A 12,100-nucleotide genomic window follows, 5' to 3' on the forward strand; every position below is an offset into this window, starting at 1 on the left:
GCATTAGAGATTGGTTTTCAGCAAGTGCGCATTATCGACTAATCCCGCGACCCCGCTTAAGCACTCCTTTCTACACATGGTATCTTACAAAAAGTTATAAAACATTCACATCTCTTCTTTATTGTTATTAACTGGTGAGGTTACGCTAGCATTTACGCAATGTTAGCAAGGAATGTCGTCACCATGTTACTCAAGGATCTCTCCGGGTTAACCAGCCCGCTTAATGATCAGCAAATCGGCCAGTTGCAACAAGCGGTGGCGGAGTTGTCGCCGCAGCAGCTGGCCTGGATCAGTGGTTATTTTTGGGGGTTAAGCCAAACACCTGCCGGTGAAGCGGTGGCACCCAAGACCATGCCACAAACCAGTGCCGCGCCCAACCACACCCTGACTATTCTGTATGCCTCGCAAACGGGTAATGCCAAAGGCGTGGCGGAGGCGTTGCATCAAGAGGCCGAGGCAGCAGGGATCCCAGCCAAGTTGGTTGCGACCGATAACTATAAAGGCAAGCAGCTGGGCAAAGAAACCCACTTGGTGATAGTGGCTTCCACCAATGGTGAAGGCGAGCCGCCTGATAATGCCATTGAGCTGCATGAATTTTTACAATCTAAAAAAGCGCCTAAGCTTGACCATCTTCACTACGCCGTTTTGAGCTTAGGAGACTCGAGTTACGAGTACTTTTGCCAAACAGGTAAAGATTTTGACGCCTTTTTACAAAAACTCGGCGCTCAGCCCATGGTCGCCCGTCTTGATTGCGATGTGGATTATGAAGCCACAGCCAGTGCCTGGCGCGAGCAAACCTTAGCCGAGGTCAAGCAACAATTTCAGGCCAGCGGGGACGCGCAAGTGGTGCCACTCCATCAAGCCACCTCGCACGCTAAATATACTAAGCAGTCTCCTTACACAGCCGAACTACTCACCTGTCAGCGCATTACTGGACGTGGGTCAGATAAAGCGGTTTACCACATTGAATTCGATCTGGATGAATCCGGCATTCAATACCAACCGGGCGATGCCTTGGGGGTGTGGTATCAAAACGATCCTGTATTAGCCGATGCCATTTTAGCCCAAGTAGGACTGAGTGGTGACGAGTCGGTGGCGGTGGATGGCAGTGCCGTTTCGTTGCGCGATGCGCTGATCACTGACTATGAAATCACCGCTTCTAACCCGCAGCAGATCACTGCGCTGGCGGCGTTGTCGGAAAGCGACACACTCACCGCCTTGACGGAAGACAAAGCTGCACTGCGTGAGTTTGCCAATCGCACTCAGCTCATTGATGCATTGACGCTGGCCGATGTCACTCTCAATGTCGAGCAATTTCAATCGATATTGCGCCGGCTTACCCCGCGTTTGTACTCAATTGCTTCCAGCCAGGCAGAAGTAGAAGACGAAGTGCACCTCACCGTCGGGCTGGTGGAGTATCAGCATGAGAGCGGAGCGTCACGCCAAGGCGGCGCATCGAGCTTTCTCGCCCACCGCGCAGCGCAAGCGGAGACAGTAAAAGTATTTGTTGAGCATAACGATAACTTTAAGCTTCCTGATAACGATGCCACCCCGATCATTATGATTGGTCCAGGCACCGGTATTGCGCCATTCCGCGCCTTCTTGCAAGAGCGAGAGCAACGGGAGGCACAAGGTGACAACTGGTTGTTCTTTGGTGATCGCACCTTTACTGATGATTTTCTCTATCAGGTTGAATGGCAGCAATACCTTAAATCTGGCCTACTCACGCGGATGGATGTGGCCTTTAGCCGTGATCAGGCAGAGAAAGTGTATGTCCAGCATCGGTTACGCGAACGCGCTGAAGCGGTATGGCAATGGCTATCAAACGGTGCCTACCTCTATGTGTGTGGCGATGCTAACCAAATGGCGAAAGATGTCCATGAAGCGTTAATCGAGATTGCCCAAACACAGGGTCAGCAAAGCCGTGAGCAAGCCGAAGCCTTTATTAACGAATTGCGCAAAGATAAGCGCTATCAAAGGGATGTGTACTAATGAGTGAGCAGAAATTTGCGGGCGATACACTGGGCCCACTGGCCGATAATGAACGGCTAAAAAAAGACAGTGATTATTTGCGTGGCACCATTGATCACGACTTGCAGGATCCGATCACGGGTGGTTTTACCGATGATAATTTCCAGCTGATCCGTTTTCACGGCATGTATCAGCAAGATGATCGCGATATTCGCGCGGAGCGGCAAAAACAAAAATTGGAGCCACTGCATAACGTGATGCTACGCGCGAGGATGCCGGGCGGGATCATTACTCCTAAGCAATGGTTAGCGATTGACAAGTTTGCCCGCGAAAGCTCGCTCTATGGCAGCATTCGCCTGACCACGCGACAAACTTTTCAGTTTCATGGTGTCCTAAAGCCTAACATCAAGCTCATGCATCAGACCTTGCATGAATATGGTATTGACTCGATTGCTACTGCTGGGGATGTGAACCGTAATGTGCTGTGTACCTCCAACCCAGTGGAGTCCGAGCTCCATCAGCAAGCCTATGATTGGGCAAAGCGCATCAGCGAGCACTTGCTGCCTAAAACCCGCGCTTACGCAGAGATTTGGCTTGATGGTGAAAAAGTCGAAGGTAGCCAAGACAAAGAGCCGATTTTGGGTGAGCGCTATCTGCCACGTAAGTTCAAAACCACTGTGGTGATCCCGCCACAAAACGACGTGGATGTGCACGCCAACGATCTTAACTTTGTCGCCATCGCCGAACAAGGACAGCTGATCGGCTTTAACGTCTTAGTCGGGGGTGGGCTGGCGATGACCCATGGTGACACCAACACCTACCCGCGCCGCGCAGATGATTTTGGTTTTATTCCGCTTGAACATACGTTGAAGATTGCTGAGGCCGTGGTCACCACCCAACGTGATTGGGGAAACCGTTCGAACCGTAAAAATGCGAAAACCAAGTACACCCTTGATCGTGTTGGCGCGGATGTATTCAAAGCGGAAGTGGAAAAGCGTGCTGGTGTAATATTTGCGCCAAGCCGGCCTTATAGCTTTACTGGTCGCGGTGATCGCTTGGGCTGGACCAAAGGGATTGACGGTAAATACCACCTCGCCCTATTTATCGAAAATGGCCGCTTGCGTGATACACCAGAAAAGCCGCTCAAAACCGGCATGGTAGAGATCGCCAAGGTACACCAAGGCGATTTTCGAATGACCGCCAACCAAAACCTGATCATTGCCGGGATCCCTGAAGCGCAAAAAGACGAGATTGAGGCGTTAGCGCGTCGTTATCGGTTAATTGATGATGCGAACAGTGTACAGCGCACGAATTCGATGGCGTGTGTTTCCTTCCCAACCTGTCCACTTGCCATGGCAGAAGCGGAGCGCTTTCTTCCCGATTTTGTCACCGAAGTGGAAGCGATTCAGAAAAAACACCAAGTAGAAAACGATCCGATTGTTTTACGAGTGACCGGCTGTCCCAATGGTTGCGGCCGCGCGATGCTGGCAGAAGTGGGTTTGGTCGGCAAAGCGCCAGGGCGCTATAACCTGCATTTAGGCGGAAATTGGGAAGGTACCCGAATCCCCAAAATGTACAAAGAGAACATCACCGATCGTCAGATCCTTGAAGAATTGGATCAGTTGATTGGTCGCTGGGCAACGGAGCGTGAAGCGGGTGAGCACTTTGGTGATTTCTTGATCCGCCGCGAGGTGATTGCCCCCGTGCATGTATCTAAGAGGGATTTTTATGCTTGAAACCGTTCAACCTAATGCGACGTTAGCCTTGGCTGACATTGCCGCAATGAATAAAAGCCAGCAAGCCTTGGCATTGGCGGAGGTCAATGCCACCTTGGAGTCACTTTCGGCGCCTGAGCGTGTGGCCTGGGCACTTGAGCATCTCGAGGGGCAATGTGTTCTGTCGTCCAGCTTTGGTGTACAGGCAGCGCTTATGCTTCATTTAGTGAGTCAGGTGAAATCCGACATTCCGGTGATCTTAACCGACACGGGCTACTTATTTGCCGAGACTTACCGGTTTATCGATACCTTAACTGCACGGCTTAACTTGGATTTGCGCGTCTATCGTGCTGAGCTTTCCCCCGCGTGGCAAGAAGCGCGTTACGGCCAACTCTGGGAGCAAGGTGTGGAGGGGATCAGCCGATATAATCAAATCAACAAAGTTGAGCCGATGAAGCGTGCGCTGCGAGAGCTAAAAGCCGGGACCTGGTTTTCTGGGCTCCGCCGAGGTCAATCTGACTCGCGTGCCAATTTGCCGATACTCAGTGTCCAGCATGGGGTGTTTAAGTTCTTGCCTGTGATTGATTGGTCGAACCAACAGGTCGATGATTATCTGCGCGAGCACGACTTGCCTTATCATCCATTGCGCGAAAAAGGCTATGTGTCGGTGGGGGATGTCCATACCACCCAGCGGTTAGAGCCGGGCATGCGTGAAGAGCAAACGCGGTTTTTTGGTCTCAAACGCGAGTGCGGCTTGCATGAGGACGACTTAAATGATGGTTCGGGGATATAGCCCCGTCGGGAATAGCCTCGTCGAGAATAGCCCCGCCGAGAAAGAATGTAACTAACTCTCGGCCCTTAAATAGTGTCACCTTGTGGTGGCATTTTTTTGTTCAATTTCACTGAGTTTGTCTACTCTTTAACTGAGTAACTCATCAGCCGTGGCGTGTTTTGTGCTATAAATAGCGGGTAAAGCTAGGAGGCAGTGAATAAGAGCCTAATACTTTTATTCGCAACGTGTCACGGATGCGCCATTAATGTGACCAACAGTGAATCTTATGAACAAAAAACTATCTTTAGTCGCGCTTGCCGTCGCCGGTGTCGTTGCCATTGGCGCCCCGGCGGTCATTGACTATACATCAGCAGCTCCCTCCACGTCTGATGCTAACCAGCGTTATATGGGGCACGGCAACGGCTGGCTGGAAGTGAACACGGCCACTTTTGCTAACAATATTCAACGTGTTCAACAGCAAGTCAGTGAAGGGACGAAAATCTGTGCCGTCATGAAAGCGGATGCCTATGGCAATGGTATTGCAGGCTTATTGCCCACCGTGATTGCAAGTGGTATCGACTGTGTTGGTATTGCCAGTAATGAAGAAGCTCGGACGTTGCGCGAAGGCGGCTTTACCGGCGAGATCATGCGTGTACGGACCGCGACCTTGCAGGAAATGGAAAGTGCATTAGCATTGAACATGCAAGAGCTCATTGGCTCGGCAGAGCAAGCCGAGCAAATGCGTGAGTTAGCCGACAAGCATGATATTACCATTCCGGTCCATATGGCCTTTAATGCCGGTGGTATGGGGCGTAATGGTATTGAGATGAACGAGGAATCTGGCAAACAAGTTGCGGTGGATATCGCTACCGACCCACGCTTTAACGTCGTCGGTATCATGACTCACTTTCCTAACTATGAAGCGGAGTATGTTCGTAGCAAGTTAGGACAGTTTACTGCGAACAGCGAATGGCTAATAGAGGAAGCTGGGCTTCAACGTGAAGACGTATTGCTGCACGTAGCGAACTCTTTTGTGACCCTGAATGTTCCTGAAGGCCATCTTGATATGGTTCGTCCGGGTGGCGCCTTGTATGGCGATCAGCCCACTAACCGTGAACTGCCACCGATCATGAGCTTTAAAACTAAAGTGGCCTCTGTGCATCACTTGCCTGAAGGCAGCACCGTGGGGTATGACAGTACCTATACGTTAAAGCGTGATTCGGTGTTGGCGAACCTGCCGGTGGGGTATTCGGATGGTGTGCCACGTAAAATGGGCAACAACGCTGATGTCTTGATTCAAGGTCACCGAGCCCCCGTGGTCGGTGTGTCATCCATGAACACCATTATGGTCGATATTACCGAGATTGCGGATCAAGTGATGCCAAACGATGAAGTGGTGCTCTTTGGTCAGCAAGGGGAGGAGACCATTGGCGCTGAAGAATATGAATCGAGTGCGGATGTGATCTTCCCTGAGATATACAGCTGGTGGGGCGCGGTCAACCCACGTGAATACGTGCAGTAATCAGTACAAAAAAAGCGATGCCGATTGGCATCGCTTTGCTTGTTATTCAAGCGCTGATCCGTTTTACAGGATATCAAGCAACTCTACTTCAAATACTAATGCAGCAAATGGCGGGATTGCTGCGCCAGCACCACGCTCGCCGTAGGCCAGATCTTGTGGTACATACAGCTTCCACTTAGAGCCAACCGGCATCATTTGCAGGGCTTCCACCCAACCTTTAATCACGCCAGTCACTGGGAACTCGACCGGTTCGCCACGCGTAACTGAGCTATCAAAAACGCTGCCATCGATCAGTTGGCCATGATAGTGCACACGTACCTGCTTATCGCTGGTTGGGATGTCACCGTCGCCTTGTACCAGCACTTCGTACTGTAGGCCTGATTCGGTTACCGTCACTTCATCACGTTTGGCATTATCAGCTAAGAAAGTATCGCCTTCTGCGGCTTGTGCTTTTGCAGCTTCTTGACGAACTTCTTCCGCTTTTGTGTGAAGCTCACGCAATGCGTTATTAATGTCATCAATTTCGATCTCTGGCATTTCGCCAGCTAAGGCCGTGCTGATGCCTTTGGCGATCGCATCGACGTTTAGACCTTCAAGGCCACTGCCCGCAAGTTGTTGGCCCATTTGTAGGCCGATGCCATAGCTGGCCTTCTGTTCGACGGTTTCCAGTTGTACGTCAGACATAACGTCTCTCTTTTGTGGGTCAATAAAGTGTGAAAGGATAACAGGTGATGGTTTCGTGGGTAAACTTTTGTGCCAAAAAGGCGTCCAATATGAGGACAAAACAACAATATATGCGCGGAGTGGCAATGAAGTTAACAGCAATACGAGCGCTCTGGGATAAACTGCGTGCGAAAGGTGGAGACAAACTCACCACTGTTTTAGAGCAAGCGGCGACGTTAAGTCGTCACAGTGCGATGCTAACGCGAATACAACACGCGTGGCGCCACCTGCCTCGTCTCCACCGGCGACTGTTGATGATCCTGGTTCCCGTCGTTGTGGTATTGGCCTTACTTCCTAGCCCCACGCCGCCTGAGCCGTCATCGGATAAACCTGTGCGCCAGGCGCGACAGCCGGTTGCGATCAATCCAGATGCGAGCCGTTCGTTATCATCGTCAACGGCTCCATCGTCAACAGCGTCACAAAACGCATCGTCAGTGGCTGACTCTGCGACGTCACAGGAGGCCTCAACCGCAGAAGAGAGCGCTTGGACACGTCATCAAATTGAGTCTGGCGATACCTTGGCCAAAGTGTTCCGACGCTACGATCTCGCCTTAACGGACTTATATTCGATTGCCAATATTGAAGGTGAAGGCAAACCTATCAGCCGCATTCAGCCTGGCCAATGGATTCGTTTTAAACGGACATCCAGTGGCGCGCTAGATATATTGCAGATCGAAACGGAGAAAGGTCAATCCGCACTGTATTTTCGCCTTTCTGATGGCGGTTTTGCCCGTCAACGTTAGTTTCTTGAAACCGTCAATCTAACCGAAGGCATTGATAGGTGGTGCTTTCGGTCTCTTCCCTGTCTTTTATAGTCCTTACTCTGTCTGTTTTTTGCGCAATTTTGTGATTAAAGTCGCTGCAGCACGATTTTTAAGCTACTTTTTATAAATCAGTCAATACGGCTGGATACATTGCATCATTGAGGCGGAAAAGGGACAAATTGCGGTTAAGGGTGTGAATGCCTGCCAAACAAGCCAGTGTTGTATGACATACTTTTTACGAAAATAATGAGTCTTTCATCACACTTTGGTTATTTTTTGTGCTAGTATTCGCGCCGCTGTGTAGGACAGACACGCAAGCCCGCCTCAACATGGATGTCTAGGCATTAACACGCTAATCACTAATTTGTTGAGGACTCGCTTTTCCATGTTGAAAAATCTATCTATTGGCAAAAAGTTTACCGCGGCTTTTTCCCTCATTGGTATTGCTGTCGTGATCTTTGGGTTTTACATCTTCACCCAAGTCAGCGGCATGCGCGATAATATGCTGAACTTTACTGACGATACCCTTCCCGCGGTGCTTGAGATCGAACGACTCAATGAAGAGATGATACGGATTCGTCAGGATCAGTATGCGGTTCTTACCTTTAGTGATCCGGCAGAACGACGTGAAATCTTGGGCGAGATCGATGTTATGAAGCGCGATTATAGCCGTGCTCTCGACGCCTACCAGGAGACGCTTTGGTACGATGATGAAAAAGCCATTTTCAGTCGTATCCAGAACAATTGGGACAAATATAATCAAGAGCTCAGTGCTTTTCCTGACCGTGTTGAAGACGGGCAACTGACCGCAGCACAACAAATTTTATCTAAGTCGTTTGGTACCTTCGGACAGTTAGATAAGTCCTTAACGGAAATGTCTGAGTTGATGCAAGGCTTTATTGGTAAAAACCGCGCCTCCATGCTAAGCCAAGTTTCTACTGTGAGTATGACCATTATTGGGGTACTGCTTGCAGTGATCGCCTTTATGATTGTGGTGGCAGTGGTGTTCACTCGAGCGATCATCAGTCCGTTGCGCTTAGTGATGGAGCAGTCTTCTGCAATCGCCAAAGGAGATTTAAGTTATCAATTGGATCGCAGCCAGATTGGTAATGATGAAATGGGTAAATTGGCGGACTCGAGCATGGCGATGCAAGACAGTCTGCGCACGCTGATTGAAGAAGTGATTGCCGCGGTAACCCAATTGAGCAGTGCAGTCGAAGAGGTCAGTGCCGTATCGAGCCAAACCTCGACTGGGATGCAAAACCAGCAACATGAGGTGTCGCAAGTGGCGACCGCGATGGCACAAATGAAAGCCACCGTTGCCGACGTGGCGCAGAATACCGAAAGCTCATCCACCGCCGCCAACGAAGCGAGCGAGCAGTCCCGTATGGGGGCGCAAGACATCGATGGCATGGTTGCTTCGATTCGCAAAGTAGCAGAGGACATGCGTCAAACGGGCAATACCGTGAGTGAGCTCGATCAGCAGTCGAAACAAATCAACATGGTGGTGGATGTTATTCGTGATATTGCCGAGCAAACCAACTTACTGGCGTTGAACGCGGCGATTGAAGCAGCGCGTGCCGGTGAATCGGGCCGTGGCTTTGCGGTGGTGGCCGATGAAGTGCGTACCTTAGCGGGCCGTACCCAAGACTCAACGGGCGAAATCACCACCATCATCGAAAAACTGCAGCAACACGCCACGCAAGCGCGCAATGCCACTACGCAAAGCTGTGAGAGCATTGAGCAATGCGTAGAGCAGGGCGACCAGGCTCAACAGCTGGTGCGTGGGATTGAAACCTCGGTTGAAAACATCGCTGATATGGGCATGCAAATTGCCAGTGCCTGTGGCGAGCAAGACTCGGTAGCGGATGAGCTAAGCCGTAACATCGAGCGCATCAATGATTCGTCACAAGAAGTCGCTGGCGGTGCTGATCAAACCGCACAAGCCTGTAGCGAGCTCAGCCAGTTGGCGCAATCACTGCAAACGACCATGCAGCGCTTCCGTCTAACCAAATAGGTCTTACCGCCAATAGATGAAAACAAAATCCCGCTGATTCAGCGGGATTTTTTGCTTTAAACGGCGGATGCGTCACCCAATTGATGCCCCCATTGACCGTTTCGGTGAGCGGGCGCAACGATCACACGGCCAATGCTGGCGCCTGAGTAACTTGCACCTGGTGCCAGCACACGGGCATAAGCCGCCAGCTCGCCATTCAGCCAGCCCATTAAATGCAGCGTCTCTGGCGCGGTGTCGAGCGCATCAAGCTCTGGGTAGGCACAGGCTTGTTCCACTACAAACACATCTACCCGTAATTTCATCAGTGTGAATAAGGTGCGCGTATCAAGCGCGTCAAATGTCACGATTTGCCAATCCATACTAAAACTCCAAAGGGGAAAGTAAAAAAATACCGCAGACAGGCTGCGGTATTCAAAAGCTATTTAGTGGGTATCGTTAACCAGCTACTGACGAGGCTGGCCTAAATCAACATGATAAACGCCAAATCCCACTTCATCAGTGCCTTGGCGGCGCATCGACCATTGGCCTTTTTGCTCGATAAATTGCGCCGCTTTCTCGCTCGGTGAGGTTTCAAAGCTGACCACAGCGTCGCCTTCGATAGGCGCGATGGACCAGTTGTTATCCGCACTCACTGTGACTTGGCCTTCTTCTTGACTCACACGGCTGATGTAGTTGGCGACCACGGTACGGTTTTCATCCGGCGCGGCAAAGGCGATATGGTCACTGCCGGTGCCTGGGAACTTACCACTATAGGCACGGTAATTGTTGGTCGCTATCAGGAAGGTTTGCTCAGGATCAACCGGCTCACCTTGATAGATTAGGTTGATGATTCGTGATGCGTCTGGATTGACCTCATTGCAATCTCCGTCGTAGCGGGCAGGCTTGGTGATATCAATCTGATACTCGACACCGTCAATGACATCAAAGTTATAGGTGCGGAATCCATCCCAGTTCACCAGTGACTGGGGCTGCTCTGTGTTGGGATCGATTTGGTTAAACTGGCCGGCACTGCACTCTAGCCATTGGGTAAGCTCGGCACCAGAGACTTTCAGTGCCACCAAGGTATTCGGGTACAGATAAAGATCGGCGGCGTTACGGAACGTCAGTTGGCCCGCATCCACTTCGGTAAAGTTGCTCGGATCGTTTTTGCGACCACCGGCTTTAAAAGGCGCGGCGGCAGACAGCACCGGCAGATTGGCTAAGTCAGGGTCCCCTTGAATCATGCGCTCGACATAGTCTTGCTGTGCGAGGTTAACGATTTGTACGGTCGGATCGTCTTGAAGCAGGGCCAAGTAGGAATACATCACATCATTGGCTTGACCAATTGGCTGATTGACGAAATCTTGTGTGGCTTTATGGTCTGACTCCACAGCCTTAAGCAAAGCTTCATCGGCCTCGACTAAGGCCTTGTTATTCGCCTGATCAAAAATCGGACGCGCCTGAGCCTGACTGTCAGTGACTTGCCATTGACCATCGACTTGCTCGAGCGCCAGATCTATCACTCCGACATGGCTGCCCCAGCGGCCGGCCATCACACTGGCCACACCATTGATCGTGCCTTTATCGATATCCGCACCGGGAATATTGGCGAAGTCTTCTCCAGGGAAGACGGCATGTGAATGACCAAAGGCAATGGCATCAATGCCGTCGACATCCGTGAGGTAATACACAGAATCTTCTGCCATCGCTTTATAAGGCGCTTGTGAAATACCTGAGTGAGGAATAGCCACGACCACATCGGCCCCTTTGGCTTTCATTTCCGGCACTAACTTTTCTGCGGTTTGTTTAATGTCTTTGGCGATCACCTTTCCTTCGAGATTGGCTTTATCCCAAGTCATTATCTGTGGCGGGACAAAGCCGATGTAACCGACTTTGATGGTGTGGCTATCACCGTCTTCATCTTTGAGTTGGTATTCTTTAATTAAATACGGGTCGAAGTAGTGCTCGCCGCTATCGGCATCAAACACGTTGGCGTTGATATACGGGAAGTTAGCGTCGTTGATTGACTCTTTTAAAAAGGCCAAGCCATAGTTGAATTCATGGTTACCGATGTTTCCCACTTCATAATTGAGCAAGTTCATCGCTTTGTACACTGGGTGCACTTCGCCAGGTTGGATGCCTTTGCTCGCCATGTAATCGCCCATTGGGCTGCCTTGGATCAGGTCACCGTTATCGACCAATAGCGCGTTTTGTGCTTCATCGCGAGCTTGTTTGACCACGGTCGCGGCGCGGACCAAACCGATTTTTTGTGACGGCTTGTTTTTGTAGTAGTCGTAATCCATCACATTAGTATGAATATCGGTGGTTTCAATCACACGCAAGTTGATGGTATCGGCAAAGGCACTGCCAGATGCGGCAAACAGACCGGCAACCACCGCGGTGGCGACAGCAGAAGGGAGCAAACGCATAACAGGATCTCCAAGTGAAAAGTGTGCGTTAGTTATCAAGCAATTGAATTATGCCGTTTATCATTCACATGAAGCTGTGCGCTTGATCGGCTTTATCGAACCGTTTCAAAGCTCTGAGGCGGCAATTGAGCGCTTTGCGATCGCAGTCATTGTTTTATTGACCCGATGCCTTACCCATTCCACTCCCTCCTAAAGCACTAAAAAGAAT

Annotated in this window: 9 protein-coding genes; 6 read left to right on the plus strand and 3 right to left on the minus strand. The window is 50.7% G+C overall.

Annotated features, from left to right (window positions below; all coding sequences use genetic code 11):
* The first annotated feature begins 183 nt into the window (after positions 1 to 183).
* The 4 genes from BZG79_RS05945 (at position 184) to alr (ending at position 5,980) form a co-directional block, all read left to right on the plus strand.
* Positions 184 to 1,992, plus strand: coding sequence for an assimilatory sulfite reductase (NADPH) flavoprotein subunit (locus BZG79_RS05945; RefSeq protein ID WP_077773953.1), 1,809 nt, complete (start codon positions 184 to 186; stop codon positions 1,990 to 1,992).
* Positions 1,992 to 3,707 carry an assimilatory sulfite reductase (NADPH) hemoprotein subunit gene (cysI, locus tag BZG79_RS05950; RefSeq protein ID WP_077773954.1) on the plus strand — a complete coding sequence of 572 codons (1,716 nt, stop codon included), beginning with the start codon at positions 1,992 to 1,994 and terminating at the stop codon, positions 3,705 to 3,707. Before BZG79_RS05945 ends, cysI begins: the two co-directional genes overlap by 1 nt.
* Complete coding sequence (locus BZG79_RS05955; RefSeq protein WP_077645990.1) at positions 3,700 to 4,479, plus strand: phosphoadenylyl-sulfate reductase; 780 nt, start codon at positions 3,700 to 3,702, stop codon at positions 4,477 to 4,479. The genes cysI and BZG79_RS05955 overlap by 8 nt, the downstream gene beginning before the upstream one ends.
* Positions 4,480 to 4,744: 265 nt before the next feature.
* The gene (alr, locus tag BZG79_RS05960) at positions 4,745 to 5,980 is read left to right on the plus strand and encodes an alanine racemase (protein ID WP_077773955.1); all 1,236 of its coding nucleotides are present in this window, start codon (positions 4,745 to 4,747) and stop codon (positions 5,978 to 5,980) included.
* 63 nt (positions 5,981 to 6,043) lie between these two features.
* On the opposite strand, the gene BZG79_RS05965 is transcribed toward alr, so the two are convergent.
* Positions 6,044 to 6,664, minus strand: a complete 621-nt coding sequence (locus BZG79_RS05965; protein WP_021023517.1) for an FKBP-type peptidyl-prolyl cis-trans isomerase — start codon at positions 6,662 to 6,664, stop codon at positions 6,044 to 6,046.
* Positions 6,665 to 6,753: 89 nt separating this feature from the next.
* On the opposite strand from BZG79_RS05965, the gene BZG79_RS05970 reads away from it, so the two are divergent.
* Positions 6,754 to 7,446 carry a LysM-like peptidoglycan-binding domain-containing protein gene (locus tag BZG79_RS05970; protein ID WP_199877572.1) on the plus strand — a complete coding sequence of 231 codons (693 nt, stop codon included), beginning with the start codon at positions 6,754 to 6,756 and terminating at the stop codon, positions 7,444 to 7,446.
* 406 nt (positions 7,447 to 7,852) lie between these two features.
* The gene (locus BZG79_RS05975; RefSeq protein WP_077773957.1) at positions 7,853 to 9,484 is read left to right on the plus strand and encodes a methyl-accepting chemotaxis protein; all 1,632 of its coding nucleotides are present in this window, start codon (positions 7,853 to 7,855) and stop codon (positions 9,482 to 9,484) included.
* Between the two features lie 56 nt (positions 9,485 to 9,540).
* Here the strand turns inward: BZG79_RS05975 and BZG79_RS05980 are convergent, their stop codons facing one another.
* The gene (locus tag BZG79_RS05980; RefSeq protein WP_077773958.1) at positions 9,541 to 9,843 is read right to left on the minus strand and encodes a hypothetical protein; all 303 of its coding nucleotides are present in this window, start codon (positions 9,841 to 9,843) and stop codon (positions 9,541 to 9,543) included.
* An 84-nt stretch (positions 9,844 to 9,927) separates the two neighbouring features.
* Complete coding sequence (cpdB, locus tag BZG79_RS05985) at positions 9,928 to 11,892, minus strand: 2',3'-cyclic-nucleotide 2'-phosphodiesterase (RefSeq protein ID WP_077773959.1); 1,965 nt, start codon at positions 11,890 to 11,892, stop codon at positions 9,928 to 9,930.
* Positions 11,893 to 12,100: the final 208 nt, after the last annotated feature.

Source organism: Salinivibrio sp. MA427 (assembly GCF_001996115.1).
In the GTDB taxonomy this organism is placed as follows: domain Bacteria; phylum Pseudomonadota; class Gammaproteobacteria; order Enterobacterales; family Vibrionaceae; genus Salinivibrio; species Salinivibrio costicola.

Excerpts from the sequence above, each read along its gene's own strand:
- BZG79_RS05945 (WP_077773953.1), top strand. The coding sequence starts at position 184 with ATGTTACTCAAGGATCTCTCCGGGTTAACCAGCCCGCTTAATGATCAG.
- cysI (WP_077773954.1), top strand. The coding sequence starts at position 1,992 with ATGAGTGAGCAGAAATTTGCGGGCGATACACTGGGCCCACTGGCCGAT.
- BZG79_RS05955 (WP_077645990.1), top strand. The coding sequence starts at position 3,700 with ATGCTTGAAACCGTTCAACCTAATGCGACGTTAGCCTTGGCTGACATT.
- alr (WP_077773955.1), top strand. The coding sequence starts at position 4,745 with ATGAACAAAAAACTATCTTTAGTCGCGCTTGCCGTCGCCGGTGTCGTT.
- BZG79_RS05965 (WP_021023517.1), bottom strand. The coding sequence starts at position 6,664 with ATGTCTGACGTACAACTGGAAACCGTCGAACAGAAGGCCAGCTATGGC.
- BZG79_RS05970 (WP_199877572.1), top strand. The coding sequence starts at position 6,754 with ATGAGGACAAAACAACAATATATGCGCGGAGTGGCAATGAAGTTAACA.
- BZG79_RS05975 (WP_077773957.1), top strand. The coding sequence starts at position 7,853 with ATGTTGAAAAATCTATCTATTGGCAAAAAGTTTACCGCGGCTTTTTCC.
- BZG79_RS05980 (WP_077773958.1), bottom strand. The coding sequence starts at position 9,843 with ATGGATTGGCAAATCGTGACATTTGACGCGCTTGATACGCGCACCTTA.
- cpdB (WP_077773959.1), bottom strand. The coding sequence starts at position 11,892 with ATGCGTTTGCTCCCTTCTGCTGTCGCCACCGCGGTGGTTGCCGGTCTG.